The 19,328-nt window shown below is 35.1% G+C and carries 23 protein-coding genes; 14 read left to right on the top strand and 9 right to left on the bottom strand.

What is annotated here, in order from left to right; all coding sequences use genetic code 11:
- Window positions 1–255: 255 nt before the first annotated feature.
- Both C9I86_RS05685 and C9I86_RS05680 read right to left on the bottom strand, forming a co-directional pair.
- Window positions 256–1,233: a HupE/UreJ family protein gene (locus C9I86_RS05685; protein ID WP_241956849.1), complete on the bottom strand. Its 978-nt coding sequence runs from the start codon at window positions 1,231–1,233 to the stop codon at window positions 256–258.
- A gap of 37 nt (window positions 1,234–1,270) precedes the next feature.
- Window positions 1,271–2,083, bottom strand: coding sequence for a peptidylprolyl isomerase (locus C9I86_RS05680; protein ID WP_107275875.1), 813 nt, complete (start codon window positions 2,081–2,083; stop codon window positions 1,271–1,273).
- A 342-nt stretch (window positions 2,084–2,425) separates the two neighbouring features.
- Here C9I86_RS05680 and C9I86_RS05675 point away from each other — a divergent pair, with 342 nt between their 5' ends.
- From C9I86_RS05675 to C9I86_RS20330, 3 genes are all read left to right on the top strand, one after another.
- The gene (locus C9I86_RS05675; RefSeq protein WP_107275874.1) at window positions 2,426–3,508 is read left to right on the top strand and encodes a type I restriction endonuclease; all 1,083 of its coding nucleotides are present in this window, start codon (window positions 2,426–2,428) and stop codon (window positions 3,506–3,508) included.
- 228 nt (window positions 3,509–3,736) lie between these two features.
- Entirely contained in the window at window positions 3,737–4,900 is a 1,164-nt protein-coding gene (locus tag C9I86_RS05670) for an alpha-hydroxy acid oxidase (RefSeq protein WP_107275873.1), read from the top strand.
- A 105-nt stretch (window positions 4,901–5,005) separates the two neighbouring features.
- Entirely contained in the window at window positions 5,006–5,140 is a 135-nt protein-coding gene (locus C9I86_RS20330; protein ID WP_255418358.1) for a hypothetical protein, read from the top strand.
- Here C9I86_RS20330 and C9I86_RS05665 read toward each other — a convergent pair.
- From C9I86_RS05665 to C9I86_RS05655, 3 genes are all read right to left on the bottom strand, one after another.
- Complete coding sequence (locus C9I86_RS05665; RefSeq protein WP_107275895.1) at window positions 5,126–5,701, bottom strand: TetR/AcrR family transcriptional regulator; 576 nt, start codon at window positions 5,699–5,701, stop codon at window positions 5,126–5,128. The two genes, C9I86_RS20330 and C9I86_RS05665, sit on opposite strands and share 15 nt — an antisense overlap.
- A gap of 145 nt (window positions 5,702–5,846) precedes the next feature.
- Entirely contained in the window at window positions 5,847–6,617 is a 771-nt protein-coding gene (locus tag C9I86_RS05660; RefSeq protein WP_045040727.1) for an SDR family NAD(P)-dependent oxidoreductase, read from the bottom strand.
- Window positions 6,618–7,039: 422 nt separating this feature from the next.
- Window positions 7,040–8,275, bottom strand: coding sequence for an SGNH/GDSL hydrolase family protein (locus tag C9I86_RS05655; RefSeq protein ID WP_107275872.1), 1,236 nt, complete (start codon window positions 8,273–8,275; stop codon window positions 7,040–7,042).
- Between the two features lie 481 nt (window positions 8,276–8,756).
- Between C9I86_RS05655 and C9I86_RS05650 the strand changes: the two genes are divergently transcribed.
- Window positions 8,757–9,596: a methyltransferase domain-containing protein gene (locus C9I86_RS05650; protein WP_107275871.1), complete on the top strand. Its 840-nt coding sequence runs from the start codon at window positions 8,757–8,759 to the stop codon at window positions 9,594–9,596.
- Between the two features lie 83 nt (window positions 9,597–9,679).
- Here C9I86_RS05650 and C9I86_RS05645 read toward each other — a convergent pair whose 3' ends face one another.
- Together C9I86_RS05645 and C9I86_RS05640 are read right to left on the bottom strand one after the other, a co-directional pair.
- On the bottom strand, window positions 9,680–9,895 hold the full coding sequence (locus C9I86_RS05645; RefSeq protein ID WP_080157497.1) for a hypothetical protein: 216 nt from the start codon (window positions 9,893–9,895) through the stop codon (window positions 9,680–9,682).
- 245 nt (window positions 9,896–10,140) lie between these two features.
- Window positions 10,141–10,710 (bottom strand): TetR/AcrR family transcriptional regulator, encoded by a 570-nt coding sequence (locus C9I86_RS05640; protein WP_107275870.1) that lies wholly within the window; start codon window positions 10,708–10,710, stop codon window positions 10,141–10,143.
- 132 nt (window positions 10,711–10,842) lie between these two features.
- Between C9I86_RS05640 and C9I86_RS05635 the strand changes: the two genes are divergently transcribed.
- From C9I86_RS05635 to C9I86_RS05600, 9 genes are all read left to right on the top strand, one after another.
- On the top strand, window positions 10,843–11,319 hold the full coding sequence (locus C9I86_RS05635) for a DUF417 family protein (RefSeq protein ID WP_080157494.1): 477 nt from the start codon (window positions 10,843–10,845) through the stop codon (window positions 11,317–11,319).
- 133 nt (window positions 11,320–11,452) lie between these two features.
- A complete protein-coding gene (locus C9I86_RS05630) occupies window positions 11,453–12,259 on the top strand; it encodes a Cof-type HAD-IIB family hydrolase (RefSeq protein WP_080157492.1) in 807 nt (268 codons plus the stop codon).
- 118 nt (window positions 12,260–12,377) lie between these two features.
- Window positions 12,378–12,554 (top strand): hypothetical protein, encoded by a 177-nt coding sequence (locus C9I86_RS20140; RefSeq protein WP_199190746.1) that lies wholly within the window; start codon window positions 12,378–12,380, stop codon window positions 12,552–12,554.
- Window positions 12,555–12,775: 221 nt separating this feature from the next.
- Window positions 12,776–13,573 carry a Cof-type HAD-IIB family hydrolase gene (locus C9I86_RS05625; RefSeq protein ID WP_107275869.1) on the top strand — a complete coding sequence of 266 codons (798 nt, stop codon included), beginning with the start codon at window positions 12,776–12,778 and terminating at the stop codon, window positions 13,571–13,573.
- Between the two features lie 129 nt (window positions 13,574–13,702).
- Window positions 13,703–15,088, top strand: coding sequence for an MDR family MFS transporter (locus C9I86_RS05620; protein WP_080157488.1), 1,386 nt, complete (start codon window positions 13,703–13,705; stop codon window positions 15,086–15,088).
- A 200-nt stretch (window positions 15,089–15,288) separates the two neighbouring features.
- On the top strand, window positions 15,289–15,504 hold the full coding sequence (locus C9I86_RS05615; RefSeq protein ID WP_080157772.1) for a hypothetical protein: 216 nt from the start codon (window positions 15,289–15,291) through the stop codon (window positions 15,502–15,504).
- A 180-nt stretch (window positions 15,505–15,684) separates the two neighbouring features.
- On the top strand, window positions 15,685–16,104 hold the full coding sequence (locus C9I86_RS05610; protein WP_107275868.1) for a GNAT family N-acetyltransferase: 420 nt from the start codon (window positions 15,685–15,687) through the stop codon (window positions 16,102–16,104).
- A 208-nt stretch (window positions 16,105–16,312) separates the two neighbouring features.
- Window positions 16,313–16,885 (top strand): elongation factor P-like protein YeiP, encoded by a 573-nt coding sequence (yeiP, locus tag C9I86_RS05605; protein ID WP_080157483.1) that lies wholly within the window; start codon window positions 16,313–16,315, stop codon window positions 16,883–16,885.
- 91 nt (window positions 16,886–16,976) lie between these two features.
- A complete protein-coding gene (locus C9I86_RS05600) occupies window positions 16,977–17,438 on the top strand; it encodes a GNAT family N-acetyltransferase (protein WP_306341422.1) in 462 nt (153 codons plus the stop codon).
- A gap of 79 nt (window positions 17,439–17,517) precedes the next feature.
- Here the strand turns inward: C9I86_RS05600 and C9I86_RS05595 are convergent, their stop codons facing one another.
- A complete protein-coding gene (locus C9I86_RS05595) occupies window positions 17,518–17,727 on the bottom strand; it encodes a cold-shock protein (protein ID WP_080157481.1) in 210 nt (69 codons plus the stop codon).
- A 468-nt stretch (window positions 17,728–18,195) separates the two neighbouring features.
- Window positions 18,196–18,405, bottom strand: coding sequence for a cold-shock protein (locus C9I86_RS05590; protein ID WP_080157479.1), 210 nt, complete (start codon window positions 18,403–18,405; stop codon window positions 18,196–18,198).
- Between the two features lie 543 nt (window positions 18,406–18,948).
- Here C9I86_RS05590 and C9I86_RS05585 point away from each other — a divergent pair.
- Window positions 18,949–19,263, top strand: coding sequence for a DUF496 family protein (locus tag C9I86_RS05585; RefSeq protein ID WP_080157478.1), 315 nt, complete (start codon window positions 18,949–18,951; stop codon window positions 19,261–19,263).
- Window positions 19,264–19,328 lie beyond the last annotated feature (65 nt).

Below are 19,328 nucleotides of genomic sequence, written 5' to 3'. Positions count from 1 at the left end.
GAATTAATAACGAACTTTGTCCTTGAAGCGTCCTAGATATCAAATGAACTCGTTTAACTAATATATATCAAATAGTTACAAGATACGTATTAGAGTCAATCCAGTATAAGTTTAGCTCATTGGCCTTTTCATTATTTTTCTATCATTGCGGAGTTAATGAAACTGCTAGTTATCTCCTAATATAAAGGTGGCATCCATGCCATTCTTACTTGAGCTAATTAGATTTGAATGCTTTTAATCTGAAAGTTAGCCATCTCAAGCTGAGTGAAATACAATGTAAACCCGTTGAATAAACCAAAATGAAGCCATAATTCCCATGATATATAACGGTGCTTGTTGAAATATCCGTTGCTGGAAAAACGCAATTTTAGAGCAAATTTTTAATATCGTTAATAATATACTTAGAAAGATAAGCTGTCCGAGTTCAACGCCAACATTAAAACATGCCAGAGCTAAAGGAATACTGGTTTGTTGCAGTCCCGCAGCTTTTAATGCGCTTGCAAAGCCTAAACCGTGTAATAGTCCAAATGAAAACGAGATCAGCCACGGGAATCGTCGGCTCAATGTTGGTTGATCTTTATTGTTAGGCCGTGTTAACTCATAGCATAAAAATAAGATACTCAACGCAATACAGGCTTCGACGGGTGGCTCGGGTATCTGAATTAAATTAAGTGCCGATAAACTTAACGTAATACTGTGTGCCAATGTAAAACACGTAATAGCTTTTAAAAAGGTACGAAAATCACGAGTAAATAGCAGTAGACCAGCGACGAACATAAGGTGGTCGATGCCAGTTAAAATATGCGTTATGCCTAAGGTTACAAATAGCTTTATAGTCGACCAAGTGCTTACTTTGCCCGCTAATAATAAATGACTATGGCCTTTATAAAGTACTAGGGTGTTTATTTGGCCGTGTTGGCTGGTGGTTTGCGTTAAGAGCTGAATATTGTTTAACCCTTGGAATGTAATCATTGGGGCGGTGCTTGTGATTGGAAATACCAATAAATAACGTTGTAGATCCATTCCAAAACCATCAAGACTATTTTGGGTGCTTAGTAAATGAATTTTACCACCATCGGTAAGTACTGGAGTAATTTTGGTGTGTTCTCCAGCCACTACGGGTAGTTTTAGGGTTAATTCATATTGATGGTTATTTATTTGGCTTATTAAGCCTACCGCTGGCTGATAAGGATGAGCCACTACTTGTGGGCTCCACACCAAATTCAATGTCATATATAAAACCGCACATAGAGCAGTGTAAAAGTTATGCTTATACATTTTTAAGTAAGGTCTTTGTTGTGACTACGATGCCAGAGTTAGCGGGAAGTTCAATACGGTATTTGTTTATCACGTTGGCTATTTTTGTATGAATAACAGCATTGGTATAGTCATTTGTTAACATTGATTTTGCATCTTCAAAGCTTAGAATTCCCGCTTTTTTGTATTGAATTAATTTAACGGTAATCGGGCCAAATGGAGTATTGATTGGCTTAGACCATGTTTTAGGCGTGATAGTATTTAAAGTTGTCACTATCGATGAACCTAGTTTAGATAATAGATCTTGCTTGGTGATACGACTTAAGCATTGTTGAGATGCGGGCACTTGTTTTGAATGTACTTGCTCTTGAGGTGATAGGAAGTGATAGCAAAGCGAATACATATCTGGATAACGGTAGTTTTGACGATGTGCAACATAATAGCGGTGTAATAACGTGGTATTCGCCGCATTTATTTTAGCTATTTGGGTTGTATAAGAGATGAAACGTTGCATTAACATCGCGTTAAGGTTGGGATCGCCTTTTTCTAAGCCAAGCTTAAGTGCTTCTTGAGAAAGTATTTGTTGCAAAACAGCTTGGTTTATATCGCTATTTAACATTACATGGGAAGGTGGGGTACCAAAATATTTTATGTCATCACGTTTTTGTTGGGTGATTTGAGATGGTGTGATTATCACTTCATTAGTAGAAGAAGTGCTTGAATGATAGAACGAATAGCAAATAAACAGGATCGCACCAGCTATTAGGAAGTGTGAAAATGGATCTTTAATGAATTTTTTAAGCCAAAACAAAGCGATGTTTAACATGTTACGGAGTCTTTTTAAGTAAAATACCCTATAAGCATACATAGACAATCTGTATGATTAATGAATACGATTGTTTTTCATTATCAACGGTAATTGTATTTTTTATTATATAAAGCTATTGAATGCTCTTTCATATATTAATGATAACAACTCGTGTGGTTATGGATTCAATTAAAGATGATCGAGCATAAGCCCTTTGATGTATTTAGTCTTTAAAACTATACATAGATCGAATATTAACAAATTGCCTCATGTGTAGGGCTGGTTTATTGCTCTTATAAAAAAGTGATATGATATAGTTCGATATGCAATTGGTTTCAATTATTAATTCTAGGTGCATATATGGACTTTATCGATCATTTACAGAATTTATCAAAAAAAATATCGCAGATAGGTTCTACATTAGAGACAGAAGAAGCAACAAAGAATGCTCTTATTATGCCATTCTTACATACAGTATTGGGTTATGATGTTTTTGACCCAACAGAAGTTGTTCCTGAATTTAATGCAGATACTGGTACTAAAAAAGGAGAGAAAGTTGATTATGCTCTTCTTAAAGATGGTGATGTTCAAATACTCATTGAATGTAAAAAGTTCGGTGAAAAATTATCAACTAAACATGCAAGCCAGCTTTTTCGCTATTTTTCAGTTACTAATGCTCGTATTGCTATTCTTACAAATGGTGAAATTTATGAGTTTTATACAGACTTAGATGCACCAAATAAAATGGATGAAAAGCCATTTTTGATATTGAATATGTTGGATTTAGATGAGCATATTGTTCCTGAAGTAAAGAAACTGACTAAGTCTTCATTTGATGTGGATTCAGTTGTTGATGCCGCTGGAGAGCTTAAATATCTAAATCAGATTAAAGGTGTGTTGAAAGAACAGTTTAATGCTCCAGAAGAGGAGTTTGTTAAGTTCTTTACATCTCGAGTATATGAAGGGGTTCAAACTGCGAAAGTTAAGGCTCAATTCTTAGATATTACAACAAAAGCTTTAAAGCAATTTTTAAATGACAGTATTAATAATCGTTTGAAGTCTGCAATTGGAACTAATGATGAGATTTCAATGAAGGCACAGTCAATATCTGAGTCTGTAGCTGAAATCGAGTTAGAAGTAGAAGAAAAATCAAAAGTTGATACAACTCAAGATGAGTTAGATGGCTTTAATATTATCAAAGCAATTTTACGCTCAAAATTTGAAGTATCACGAATTACTCATCGAGATACGCAAAGTTACTTTGGTGTGTTATTAGACGACAATAATAGAAAACCATTATGTAGATTACATTTTAATGCAAAACAAAAATATCTAGGTGTTGTTGGTGAAGATAAGAAAGAAGTTCGACATCCAATTGAAGCATTAGATGATATTTTTATGCATAGCGATTTATTGTTAGAAGCTGCATCTAAATTTGAATAGTATATAGAAGCCATCTTAATGATGGCTTTTAATCAATTTCTTTGGTGGATGTTATGTGAAGTATTTTTTATTTAACTATTTATACTCTAAATATTAAAATGTAAATTCTTACTTATAGAGTGTGAAAGTGATAGTTGTTTATTTTTTTTGTGATATATATGGAATAGAAAGATAAAGTTCAGTTATGAATTCCAATAAAAATATTATCAAAATAATAAAGGAACTGTCATGAAAGACTATTTTAATACTGCATATCCATCCATCGATCTTCTAAGAAAAAAAGCCAAATCACGGTTACCGAAGTTTGCGTTTGAATACGTAGATGGCGGTTGTAACAATGAAATTGGTTTAAGACGAAACACTGATGATATTCGTAAGCTTGAACTTATTCCTTATTATTTAAGAGATTATAAGGATGTGTCTTTAAAAACTACATTGTTTGGTGAAACGTATGATGCCCCATTTGGTGTAAGTCCTGTTGGGCTTCAAGGCTTAATTTGGCCGCAAGCACCTGAGATTTTAGCTAAAGCGGCTTTTGATCATAATGTACCGTTTGTATTGAGTACCGTTTCTACTGCGTCGATTGAAACTATTGCTGAAATCACTGAGGGTAAAATGTGGTTTCAACTTTATCACCCTGTTGATGATGCTATTACGGATGATTTACTTGCCCGTTGTAAGGCGGCAGGGGTTAAAACCTTAGTATTATTATCGGATGTTCCCACCTTTGCTTATCGTCCTAAAGAAATAAAAAATGGATTGGCGATGCCGCCAAAAATGACAGCAGAAAATATGCTGCAAATTATGCTTTCTCCTGAATGGGCATTGGAGACATTAGTTAAAGGTAAGCCGGAATTTAAATCGTTAACCAAATATATGTCTGGTTCAATGAATATGCACCACTTAGCGTTGTTTATGGATAAAACATTTAATGGACGTTTAAGTGAAGAGAAAGTACGTAAGTTACGTGATAAGTGGGACGGTAACTTAGTGCTAAAAGGGTTATCTACTGTTGAAGATGCGAAAAAAGCGATTGAAATCGGTCTTGATGGGATCATCGTTTCAAACCACGGTGGGCGTCAATTGGATGCGGGTCCATCAACCATTAGTAAAGGTATTGAAATTCTTAATGCTTGTAAAGGCCAAACAACTATTATGATGGATAGTGGTATTAGAGAAGGTTCTGATATTGCTTGTACGCTGGCTGCGGGTATGGACTTTACATTTATGGGTCGTAGTTTTATGTACAGTGTGGGTGCTCTTGGTCAAAATGGGGGCTATCACGCAATGAATATGTTGAAAAAACAACTTCAGCAAGTCATGGAACAAGTGTGTTGTGAAAAACCACAAGATTTGCCGAATCATCTGGCTCAAATTAAAAATCTTTGGTAATTAACTGTTTATTGATATTACAAATAAGCATGATAAGAAGGTGTACTGAGTGCACCTTTTTTATTGGTTAATGATGAAACGGTTAAATTCTATTTTTATCTTTAAATGAAATATTTGTACACTGCACCATTGCGTGATGTTCTTGCTGATGTTGGTGTAACAGAAGATATGGCACACTATAAAGTGCAACGTCGCTGTAAAAAATCACAGGGTGACGGCAGTATTTTATGTGACGTTTAAAACGACACTAAAGTAGTTGTTAACTACTGCTTGAATATAATCAGCATCTTTAAATTGTGAAATAAGCATAGAACCTTCTAATGACACAAAATAAAGGCGTGCGGCATCTGTGGCAATTAATTGTGATGGAAATTCACCGTTGTTAATACCTGCTGTTATTACTTGTTCTATCCATTGCTCATTAAAGGTAACGAATCGATCAAGCTGAATTTCTAAGCTATTAGTGAGAGAATAAAAATCCGATGCATACATACCACATAAACAAAGTTTATCTTTATCACGCACTGTAATAAAAATATTAGCTAACGCTTTTAATTTATCGGCAGCGGTTACATGTTGTTGTTCGATGGTTATTAACGCCGTTTTATACCGTGTAAGGTAACGTTCAAATACAACGATGGCTAAATCTTGTTTAGTTTTATAATGATAATGAATGCTGGCTGTTTTTATACCCAGTTCATCTTGAATATCACGAAAACTAAACCCGTTAAAACCACGACATTGAATGTATTTTTCGGCAATATCAGCAATTTTTGCTGCTGTAGGATTAATGTCTTTCATCATTGATATTCACATTACTAAGAAGATCAATAATCTATCATTTAGAATTAAAGATCACAATTTTTTCTACCTATGAGTAGAAAGGTAATGGCGACGTATTCATCGCCATTATTCAATAAGAAATGACTGTTATTGTTTCTGTGTATTAATTGCGTCCCGCCATCACGCCGCCATCGACGTCAAGCACCGTACCTGTGATCCATTTTGCTTTATCTGATAATAAAAACTCAATCGCATCTGCAATATCGGTGGTTGAGCCGATGCGTCCAATAGGGTGAAAATCATTAAATCCTTGTAGAGCGGTTTCAATTTCATCTTCAGCAATGAATGACTTATAGATAGTTGACAGTACAACCGCAGGGGCGACAGCATTAGCACGAATATTGTAATCTGCTAATTCCATCGCTAAATTGCGGGTGAACGCATGTAAGGCTGCTTTTTGCATTGAATAAGCCGATGATGGGGTTGCTTTAATTGCTTGATGTGCCCACATTGAACCAATATTTACGATTGAACCACCACCATGTTGTTGCATGTTTTTTGCAACGGCTTGAGTAATGAAGAAAAATGCTTTGTTGATATCTAATTGAAGATTGTAATCTTTTTCAGTATGTTCTAGAAAACTTACCGGTTTAAAAAAACCAGCAGCGTTAACTAGATAGCCAATATGGCGGTTTTCGTTTTCAAGTTGACCAATAAAAGTATTCACGTCTGCAGGGTTATATAAATCAACTTGTGCTGTTTCAACAATGCCGCCTGTACGTTGTTCTAAATCGGCTTTTGCAGTGGCTAGGTTTTCTGCATTGTGAGATAAAATCATAACAGGAATCCCTGCGGTTAATAAGCGTTCTGCGGTTGCTTTACCCATACCTGATGAACCGCCAACGATGAGTGCAATTGATGATGTAGTAAACATAATGTATCCCTTTATTATTTGACTACCTACTAGTTGGTAGGTGTGTGGCTAAAAAAAGAAGCGAGCATCTAAGTTAAATAGTTTGTGCTTCGCTTCATTGGTTTTAAATATAAGGTGATTTGTTTTTAACGTCAAATCATTTATCTACCTATCAGATGGTAGGTTTGTTATCATTTTGATTTTTAAAGAATTAAAATTATTACCTTTTGGCGCAACTGTTTTGTATTTTCGACTAAGATCACACTGCTATAAAGTGACTATGTATGCTCACATCCAATATGTATAACTCAAATAAGAGTGAAAAGGCATCGTATTTAAATTGGGCTTGCTCTGTTTCTTGAGATGTTAAGGTAAGTTATTAATGGTTTTATGCTAGATCATTGGCACTAACCGAAAGCTAGTGCCAATAGTATTAAGACTCTTTAGTTTATTGAAACACTGGTAATAATTTTTTGAGCGATATATTTGTGCATCGCTGTGGTTGGGTGGGTAACACCCCAGAAGACATATTTATCTGAACCGTGTTGTGCGCAATCATTGGTTAAACTATGGCTGATGAGATAATCCTTTGATGAACTACGATTGATATCCATACAAGCATCTTTTGCATTCACAAAACCATATTTTTGAGGTTCAGACGTGACGTTTTCAAATATCTGATATGCATCGACAAATGTAATATTGATGCCTTTTTGTTTATAATAAGCCGCCTGTTCTTTTATGAAAAGATTGAATTGTTTAATTTGCTGACTGACTAAAGCAACTTTATCTGCGGTGGCGTATTTAAATTGAGGTGCTTTACTCGCATCTGGTAACGTCATTAGTAAAATGTTTTTGGCACCCGCATCGGTTAAACGAATCAACGCTGTACTGTAATCACTTTTTACTTCAGTCACATTACGGTCGTAATTCATAAAATCATTAAGACCAAACTCTAGAGTAAATAACGTATTTTCAATGTGATAATTTTTTGCAGATTTCATGTATGTGTTGAACGATGAAATCTGATCATAAATACCAGTAAGAATGCCATATTCATTTACACCTGCAGCACCACCAACAGCCCAGTTATATAATGGCAGTTGTTTTGCGTTGGCAAGATATTCTGTCCAAACTAGACCATTACTGAAATGGCCTAGGAACCAGCTATTACTATTTGGAAATAGCCATTGTGATCCATTAAAAGTATTACCCGTATCTGAAAGACTATCACCAAAAGCAACAATTCTATTGATTGTATTAGCTTGATTCGCAGTATCATTAGTCCAGATTGTATGACTATAAGATGCCTTTATATCTGAAGCATAGAACGTAATGTCAGCATTTTTATTATCAGTATCGATAGATGCAGCACAGCGTTGTGCGATTGCTTTATTTGATACATCAGTATAGAACATATTCTTAAATGAAATAGACGACCACCAATAACCTGGTAGTTTATAATAACTATTATCATTATTTTTAGCCCATGCCCAATCCGTTGCGGGTTCATCATGGCTGACACTGGTGCGATACCAGCATTTTACATAGGTATAAGTATTGTTAGTATCGGGTGTGACATTTTGTTGTGATGGATGATTTTCAATATGTTGAACGTTATCAGAAGCAGTTGCAGCAAAAGGGGTTAGTAACGTTAATAGTAAATATGCCTTGTTCATGACAGTCCTTTATTTTAATAATTCTTTTTTAATTACAGTTGTTAATTACAGTGATAAATAACATCCACAGACAATGTCAGTGGTTGCATTGTTTTGCTACATTAATAGAGCCAGCAATAAGAGTCATGTTTTATATTCCACAATGGGATATTCTTCTAATAAATTGATTAATTAGACTATTTTGGTTTTGATATTCAAGCATATCGTATCTTTATTCAATCAACTGTAAATTGACGTTATTCTTTATGTGAATAAATGAAGGTATGGTTTGCGGTTAAGGCGCTAAGAAAAGTGGTTGTGAGCGATGTTTTACCATGATGGCTAAGTTATCATGGAAAATAACTAATATGCTGAAATATATTATTAAACAGTGATGATATTGTTAATTTTATGCGGAGTAATTGGGTCAGTCACGATGGGGATATGACAATTCTGTTTTATGTTATAATACCGTCAGTGTTTCCAATTAGATAAATGAACTATGCTTGGCTATTACCTTCATACAAAAAATGCGCAACAGGCATTAGATGCCATCAAGCAAGGACTTTCTAGCGTCCGAATATCGACAGATCTTAATCTCACAGAGCAAGACTTTATCGTAAATGATCAAGGTTTAATTCTTGATGAAGAGAATCATCTTTCTATTGCTGATCTGAAAAAAATCGTTAAAAAAACGCAAAGAATTTATCTTTGTAATGATGGCGAGATGGATCCGTTAGAAGATCGCAGTGTAGGTTATTACAAATTAGCACCAACAGAGGGTGCGCCACTGCTTGAGATCAGTGGTGTTAAAATGCACATTTCAAAAGGCACTGATCCTTTTAAAAGTGCGTCAGAAATGGCCAAACAAGCAGTTCGCTGTGGTGACAATGTTCTCGATTGTTGTAGTGGTTTAGGTTATGCCGCGATTGCTGCTCACCGTTTAGGTGCTAAAAAAGTATTAACGATTGAATTAAGTGAATCGGTAATGGGTTTACGTGCACAGAATCCTTGGTCCAGTGATTTGAATAATGATGGGATTGAACAACGTCAGGGCAGTAGCTTTGAGTTGATAGAGACAATGCCTTCGATGTCTTTTGATGCTGTTATTCACGATCCACCACGTTTTTCTCTTGCTGGTGAACTGTATAGCGAAGAGTTTTATAGTGAGATTTACCGCGTGTTACGTCAAGATGGACGTCTTTTTCATTATACGGGTAATCCGCATATCATGAAAAAAGGCAGCGGTTTTGTTGATGGGGTTATCCGTCGATTAAAAGCGGCTGGTTTTAAAAATATACAGAAGATTGATCACTTAATGGGTGTGAGTGCCCAAAAGTAATGCGATAGAGTAGGAGCCGAAAATAATTATGCGCAGTTGCGAGTAATTGTCACGGCTCCTTTTTTATTGGTGCTTAATCACGATTATTTGTTTTTGTTTTTCTTTATAACATGATGCGCTTTATTGCCAGGATGATGAAATTTTGAATTGATCACTCTATTGTCAATAACGGTTGGTATTTCTATTTTTTGGCTGATCTTTTTGTTATTTGGGTTATGGAATTTTGAATTTATAACGTCAGTACTAGAGAAAGCAGATGTTGAAACAAATAATAAACAGAAAATAAAAGAAAGTTTCATATGAATTGTCCTTTTTTCATGTGCATACTTATAATTCTATATGTTATAGCTATATTAAATTATAGCTGTTATACATGTATGCGAATAAACTTACATTTATCCTTATGCCATTATAATGATTATTATCAAAGACAATTATTATTGATATGTGACCGACGTCAAACGTGAAATTATTTAAAATATGACATTATGGAAAGAGGCTAGATGGCCATTATGTTTTTATAATGGCTATCTCATTAAAATAACTACTTATTATCATTAAGAATAATATTGAGATACATTTCTTTTGCCATCGGAATTAAATTGGTGTTTTTTGTTATTTGTAACGATGCAAGTAGGCCATTAAAGATTAATTCTGCTTGCTGTGATTTAAGTTCAGCATTATTAATATTATTTTCAATTAACAACGCTTTAATCATATCGACACGCATATTCTTATAGCCACTGCATATATCTGCAATACCATCGTCAGTATGGTTAAATTCACTATAGGCTAATTGAAAATAACACCCATTAAATAAATCATCTTTTACTAATGCGACTAAGAGATCAAACCGTTCTGATAGCTTTTGTTCGAGTGTTAGCGATGGGTCAGAAAACGTAAGATCGAGGTGATTCAAGGCGCGTTCACTGAATAAAATAAGCGCTTCTTTTATAAGATTTTCTTTTGAAATGAAATATTTATATATGGTTGCTTTTGATACTCCTGTTGCAGTCGTAATCGTATCCATGCTGGTGCCATGGAAGCCATATTGCGCACATAAAGTGATTGTTTTATTAATAATATTCAATCGCTTTTCTTGTTGTTTATTCATGAATCTTACCTCTTTTGTCATTCCCTTGATCATAACAAAATAAACTGTTTAGTTCAAAACTCTTGACAGATAAACGCTCACACACTAGATTGAACTGAACAGTTTAGTTTAACTTAGTTAGGTAGGATCAATATGGAAAGTTTAAGAACAAATACAGTAGCACCACCAGCAACAACGGTAGGGTATAAATTAGGTGTTTTCGGCGTTGTGTTAGTTTTATTGTGGATTGGTATTTTTAAATTTACGCCAACGGAAGCGGCAGCAATTGAACCGCTTATTAAAAATCATCCCTTAATGGGGTGGACATACCATTTCTTCTCAGTCCAAACCGTGTCTAATCTGGTTGGTTTAAGTGAGATAGTGGTGGCCATTGGGCTTATTTATGGTTTCTTTAATCCTAGAGTAGGTTATTTTTCTGGTCTTATCGCTAGTGCTATTTTTATCATGACACTTAGTTTCTTATTTACGACACCTAATACTTGGAAAATAGTTGATAGTGTTCCTGTAGCGAACTTCTTTTTAGTTAAAGACATTCTATTTCTAGCAATTGCAATAATGGTTGTTGAACACAATAAAAAACTATTATCAGCGGCAAATAAACAATTATAAAACTCAACTCATTCTATAATATATAGCGATGCTCTTTGAACATAAAGAGGGTCGCTGTTATATGCTAGTTGAGACTTTAGGGGTAATATATTGTCACTTAATTAGTTTACATATAATCGGAGTAATAATAGTAATGGCATTACCGATAAAATTTATTGCAACAGATATGGACGGTACTTTACTGAATGATGTAAATGAGCTTCCGCATGATTTTTTAGACGTATTTAATGCGTTAGATGCCAAAGACATTTTATTTGCTGCCGCGTCTGGTCGACAATATTTCACGTTATTAAAAATGTTTGAATCCATAAAAGATAAGATACTTTTTATTGCCGAGAATGGCACTTTAGTGATGTATCAAGGTAAAGAACTTTACAGTGCAACCATTCCTAAAATTGAAACGGATACTATTATTAATACCGTCCGCAATATTGAACATACGCACATTGTTTTATGTGGCAAAAAATCAGCTTACACAGAGACTAAGGATAAACAGGCTCAGCAAGAAATCATGAAATATTGTCATCACATTATGTTTGTTGATGACTTATTAGATGTCGATGATGAGGTGATTAAAATATCAGTATTAAACTTTAACGGTACTGAAGAACATGTTTATCCATTCGTCACTCCTTTATTTTCTGATACCCATCAAGTTGTTGTTAGTGGTAAAACATGGCTAGATTTTATGGATAAACAAGCATCTAAAGGGCAGGCGATTAAGGCTATGCGTGATCAATTTGGATTTACATTTGAAAATAGTATGAGTTTTGGTGACTTCTTCAATGATGTTGAAATGCTTAATGAAACCTATTTTAGTTACGCAATGAGTAATGCCCATCCTGATATTAAAACATTAGCTCGGTTTATTGCGCCAAGTAATAATGAGCAAGGCGTTGTTACTGTAATTAAACAGCAGGTATTACAGTGTCACGAATGATGGGTAATAGATGCTCTTTTTACGCTTAAGTGAGGCGATAAATTCCATTGACAAATATTGGTAATGAATTACATTCTTATTTGGGTTGTTGATACGTTGCATAACCAAGGCGCATTTTATGAATACAGATGAACTATTTCCTTTATATGTCATTATTTCTGTCGTTGTTTTTTTATTCTTTATGTTCTTTTTATTTATACAGTTATACCTAAAAGCAAAAAAAGAAAATATTGGGGGTTGCTGTAACGCAGACGTAAAATCATCATCAAAGAAAAAAAGGAGCAATCATCATTAATTGTTCCGTTGAAAGAACACCATTATGCAATGTGATGGTGTTTTTTGTATTGAAAGATAAATAGATAATATGATGTGTTCGTTTTACTATAAATTTTGAGCATATTATTTAATGTAGATCAGCTTTTATCGCTCAAGTCATTGGCTTTTTGATTAAAATTAACCTCATTAACAGGTAGAATATTCAATATTAATAATAAAATGTTGGAATAATTACTGTTTATGACATCTTCAATCAAATTTATCGCAACAGACATGGATGGCACGTTACTGAGTGATGATAAGGTACTTCCTGCTGATTTTTACGAAGTATTTAATCAATTGGATGCTAAAAATATTCTGTTTGCTGCGGCGTCTGGCCGACAGTATCAGAGTTTAGCGAATACGTTTGAGCCAATTAAAGACAAGATGTTATTTATTGCTGAAAACGGTACATTAGTGATGCACCAAGGCAAAGAGCTTTACAGTTCAACCATTCCTACTCCTGAAATTCATGCCATTATTACTAGTATTAAAATGATTGATAATACCTTCATTGTTCTCTGTGGTAAAAATTCTGCTTATACTGAAACAACAGACGAACACGCGCTAGAAGAAATTAAAAAATATTACCATAATCTTGAATTCGTTAATGATTTACTGGCTGTTAACGATGAATTTATTAAGATTGCGGTACTTAACTTTAATGGTACCGAGGCGCTGGTATATCCCATTATTGCGCCATTATATTCTCAAACTCATCAAGTAGTGATCAGTGCTAAAGTATGGCTTGATGTGATGCATAAAACCGCCTCTAAAGGTGCTGCGATTAAAGAATTACAACGTATTTTTGATTTTACGTTTGAAGAAAGCATGAGCTTTGGTGATTTCTTAAATGATGTTGAAATGCTAAAAGAAACCTATTTTAGTTATGCAATGGACAATGCTCATCCTGAAATTAAACAACTAGCGCGCTTTCATGCACCGAGCAACAATGACCAAGGTGTAATGACAGTGATTAAAGAGAAAGTATTAAACTAAATATTGGGACAGAGTATTGATTTTATTTAGATATTAACAAATTATTCAAACTGTTTTGATGATGATGTTTTTAAATATAATGAAGCAATACAGTGAGTTGTATTTGTATACTTAAATAAAGGGAAAGGAATGTCACCTCAACGCATATTTGCCAGTGTTGCACTTGTTATTGCTTTAGGATCGCTAGAAAAAAGTATTGTTACTACACCATTATCTCTTATTGGTCAGGATCTCAATGCAGGACAGGCATTAACTTGGGTCGTAACGGCTTATTTATTAGCAGCAACCGCTGTTCTTCCTGTTTACGGTAAATTGAGTGATATTTTCGGCCGTGTAAAGATGCTCAATGTGAGTATTGTCTTATTCATGTTAGGGTCTATCGCATGTGGATTATCTGACACGTTAGGCCAATTAATTGCAAGTCGTGTTTTGCAAGGACTGGGTGGCGGAGGCTTAATTGCATTAGCCTTTACGGTGATTGCAGACAGTATTCCTGCTCGTATTGTCGGTAAATATCAAGGTTATATTTCGATTGTTTATGCGGTATCCAGTATTGCAGGGCCATTACTGGGTGGTTTTTTTGCAGAACATCTTAATTGGCGCTGGATCTTTTGGATCAATTTACCATTAGGTTTACTGGCTTTATTGATGGTTAATCGTACTTTATCTCATTTAAGTAAAGGTCGAAAATCGCCATTTGACTGGAAAGGGGCGGCACTGCTTATCAGTGTGACGACACTGGTGTTATTACTGTTATCTCCTGAATCTCAACTTCCAATAGGTTGGGTGTCAGGTGCGTTATTGTTATCGTTAATACTGCTTTATATTGTGGAAAAATTTGCGAAAGATCCAATCCTTCCTGCTCGTTTAGCGCGTTTGCCTGGTTACTTAGTTAGCGTGAGTTTAATTTTATGTTCACAGTTACTGATGTTTGCCGTGTTGGTTTATTTTCCTTTACAGCTTCAATGGCAAAAAGGATTAACCGCATCAGAGAGTGGATTATTTATGATGATCTTCATGTTTAGTATTACAACCGGCGCATTTATTGGCGGTAAGTTAATCGCACGTTGGGGTAATTATAAAATTTTCGTCATGCTTGGATTTTTAATGACTGCCTTGGCTTTATGGCAATTACATTTTGATTTTGAAGTGAAATTAGCACTTATTTTTGCCGGTCTTGGATTGGGTTTTACATTGCCAGCTTTAAGTGTGGTGGTACAAAATGTATTACCACCGCGAGATCGTGGTATTGGTATGTCATTATTTAATTTTGGACGTGAGTTAGGCGGTGCTATTGGTGTTGCTGTTTGTTCTGCGGTTTTCCATTTCCAATTGCCTGATAATGTGTTGGCGAGTAGTGAAAATGGTTTAGCGGGGGTTGATTCTCGTCTGTTAGAGTCTGGGTTTACTTCAACTTATCTTATGATGGCAGTCGTCGCTGTCGTTGCCTTGATTTTGGCTGTGTTTGCCTTAAAGAAACGCCCATTATCAGATGAAGTTGAGATAGATTCATAGATAAATCCATTGTGGAATAATGTGATACAAAGACTGAGGGTAATATCTAAATAAAGCGGGTTAATCACAGTATTATTATTCAGAGGCGAATGTTGCCAACTGAAAGTGATACAAATCTAACTATTGGGATTATTGAGTATCTCCTACAATTTGATAGGAGTAATGTCTTTATTCAAGAATACTACTATTCAGAGGTGATTATGAGTTTGTTTTATGTTGATAAAAATGCGCAAGATAACGGCGATCATGAAATTCATACAGCAACATGTAGCCACAGCCCAGGTTCAAAAAATTGTGATGCGCTTGGTTATCATACTGCCTGTAGTACTGCATTAGAGGCAGCTAAAAAGATATATCCTCAATCAAATGGTTGCTATTACTGCTCATATTCCAGTTATACATCTGAAAGTAAGTAAAATATTACTAGTGACGTAATAATACTGATTATTACGTCATTATTTTTTTGCCTGTAATTTCCTCCCTGTATTTCATCTTTGAACCTTATAGCAGTAAATTAATTGTTGATATTGGCACGTTATAATCACAATCTAGTGTAGTATTCACGTCATAGAAAGCGTTAGTGTCAAAGGGTTAAAATGGAAATCGATTATAAAGTTAATCATCCGATTACAGTAAATCAATACATTGAATTAATGAACAAAACAGCACTAAATGAATGTCGATCAATTGATGATGAAGCGATTGTCCAAGGCATATTAAACAACAGTAATTTAATTGTAACGGCATGGGTTGATGAGCAGCTTGTTGGTTTGGCGCGTGCAATGACAGATTTTTATGATTGTTGTTATTTATCTGATCTTGTGGTTGATGAAAGTGTTCAATCGATGGGCATTGGTAAATACCTTATTTTAGTGGCTGCAGAATCTGTGGCTGAGCGTTGTAAAATAGTTTCATTATCCGGCCTAAAAGCAGCAGGCTATTATTCTAAAATTGGTTTTAAAGAACAGAATAGTGCGTGGGTATTAACGGATATTAGTGAGTTAGTCCTGCCTTAATATAATGGTTATATTGCTTGTTATGAGTAGTACGTTATATAAAGTCATAATTACAGTGTAATAAGAAGATCTGATTATTGTCTTGTCTATCTATTGACCATGTTAGTAGATCAATGCAAAAAAATAGAGATTGGACTATCATATTACTTGCTATAAATCTGTATCTTGGTGTAATTTCTCACCACTATTTATTTTTGGAATAATGATCATGCCAAAGGCTAGTGATATTAAAAAATTTGCTGCTATTGAACTTAACGGTAAAGTAGCTTTAGTTAAAGAAATTACTAAGCTAACGCCTAGTGGTCGTGCAGGCGCAAGTCTTTACCGTATGCGTATTTATGATGTTGCAACGGGCTCAAAATCAGACGTTAGCTTTAAAGCTGATGAAATGATTACATTGGCAGATTTCCGTCGTCAAAAAGCATCTTTCTCATACATCGATGGTGAAGAATATGTGTTTATGGATGATGAAGACTACACTCCATACACTTTCACTAAAGAAGCAATTGCAGAAGAATTACTGTTCATCACTGAAGATACTAAAGGTATTGAAGTATTGACTGTAGACGGTGCACCTGTTGCACTAGAACTACCAGCAACAGTAGAACTAACAATTGTAGAGACAGATCCGTCAATTAAAGGCGCATCTGCAAGTGCTCGTACTAAGCCTGCAACATTGTCTACAGGTCTTGTTGTTCAAGTTCCTGAGTACATTGCAAATGGTGAAAAAATTAAAATCAACACCGCTGAACACAAGTTCATGAGCCGTGCTGATAAATAATAATTAGTTATTATTGTTTTATAAAGCCAGTGTCGTTTATTCGACGCTGGCTTTTTTATACTCATCGTAAACATAATGCATAGGGAATAATGTGGTTCAGACAATAACGATTGGTGTTGCTAAAAAAGAAGATTTATACGCAGTGTATCAGTTAGAACAGCGGTTGTTTGGTGAGCATGGCTATCCTGATTTTTTTATTCGCCAAGCTTATGATTGTTGGTCCGCTGGATTATTAGTCGCTCGTGATCTCGATAATGTTGTTGGCTATGTGCTGTGTGCGCCTCAGTTTAATGATCTGTCATTAACAGCATCAGAAGGGTGGATATTGGCATTAGCAGTTGATACTAGCGTACAGGGACGCGGTGTGGGTAAAAAATTAATGCAAGAGGCCATGGCTACATTAGCTGGATGCAAAAAGCTCTGGTTAACGGTACACCCGAATAATCATGCTAAAAAGCTCTATCAACAGTTGGGTTTTAAGGACGTTGAACAAGAAAGTGATTATTTTGGTCTCGATCAACCACGCGTAAAAATGGTACACGCAGTGGTGTGATCTGCGGTTACATAAAGAATAGTTATAAAAAAAGGGTATCTAAGATACCCTTTACTTCTTTCAACTGTTCGTTGAAAAATTAAACGCGCTCAACGTTAGCAGCTTGAGGACCTTTTTGGCCTTGCTCAACGTCAAAAGAAACTTTTTGACCTTCAGCTAGAGATTTGAAGCCTTCACCAGTGATAGCACGGAAGTGAACGAATACGTCAGCGCCGCCATTGTCTTGAGTGATAAAACCGAAACCTTTCTCATCGTTGAACCACTTAACGATACCAGTTGCTTTAGACATGTTATGTCTCCTGAAAAAATAAATTAATAGCGTGCATTACGCTGTTTTACTTATGTACAAAAGAATAATGAACCGCTTCAGGACAACTGTGAACATTTGAACAGTGTATCGAAGTTTTCTCTTTCAATTTGTTGCATAAATAGGCCTTTAATAAAACCATGAGTATTAGGCCATTTTCACTTTAAAAGGGCAAGTTTCTCTTGTAAGAACAAACCAATAATGTGACCCCTTTAACAAAATAACATGTTGGAATGTTATGCTATTTCATGCTTATGGTGAGAAAGGTGGAAGTGGTCAAAAAAGGATAAGGTTTTTATGCTATATCAAATAGTATTAGTGTTTATTAAGCTTGCATTTATGCGGAGATCTATAACCAAAGAAGGTTTTTTTTATGCCTATTATAATGGCTGAAATAGAAAAAAGGGCCTAATGAGCCCTTTAATATTGTTACTGTTCAAGGTTACGTTATTAGACTCTTTCAACGTTTGCTGCTTGAAGACCTTTAGGACCTTGTTCTGTTTCGTAAGACACCTTCTGGCCTTCAGCTAAAGTTTTAAAGCCATCACCACTAATCGCACGGAAGTGTACAAATACATCAGCACCGCCGTCATCTTGAGTGATAAAACCAAACCCTTTTTCTTCGTTAAACCACTTAACGGTACCTGTTGCTTTTGACATGTTGTCTCCTGATCAATCTATTCATCACACGGTATAGCCAATATTTGATTACGGAGCGATTTGAGTGTTGAACTCTGTTGCTGATCATGAAGATGACAGCGAAGATATCCTTGTTCAGATTGCTTTAAATGTAAATAAGTACTGGTCTACTATGAAGATTAGGCGGTGATTGGTGATTTGCAAATCAAATTGATTATTTTTATGCAGAAAACATCATTAATTGTCGTGTCATCATTATTTCTTTGGTCTTTCATCTAAATGTCTTGTTTGTCAGTAATTATCTCAAATGTTTCTTGAACGAAATCAAAGCAAACTTAAATAAGAAAGGGCATAATTTAGCCAAGGAAATATCTTTGAGCGTATGTTAACGCATCACCTAGATGATAATCTGCGGGTATTACTTGAGTTTACAGCAGATTTTCTGTTATAACGATTTTAGAAAAAAACTGAGACTCGACGGTTATGTACTAGGAAGTGCATTTTTCCTAATTATTAGCATTAAATCAGTTTCACAAGGCTTTATTTTCAGACTAAGGACAAAACATGAACAACATCCTTGAACTTGTTCGTCAGACTCGCCGTAAAAATAAACTTAAACGCGAGATTCTAGATAACGATCGTAAAATTCGTGATAACCGTAAGCGTGTAGAATTACTAGAAAACATGCTGGATTATATCAAACCAGATATGAGTCACGATCAAATTTTAGAAATCATCGAAAACATGAAAGGTGATTACGAAGATCGTGTTGATGATCATATCATCATCAGTGCTGAGCTATCTAAAGAGCGTCGTGACGTTAGCAAAAACGTTAAAGACCTTAAAAAAGCAGAAATTACAGCACACAAACATAACTAATTTTATGTATGTAGGCTAATAAAGACCTGGGCTATTATGCTCAGGTTTTTTTTGCTTATTTTTTA

This window comes from Photobacterium sp. NCIMB 13483 (genome assembly GCF_003025475.1).
In the GTDB taxonomy this organism is placed as follows: domain Bacteria; phylum Pseudomonadota; class Gammaproteobacteria; order Enterobacterales; family Vibrionaceae; genus Photobacterium; species Photobacterium piscicola.
This window is presented reverse-complemented; position numbering and strand designations above follow the sequence as displayed.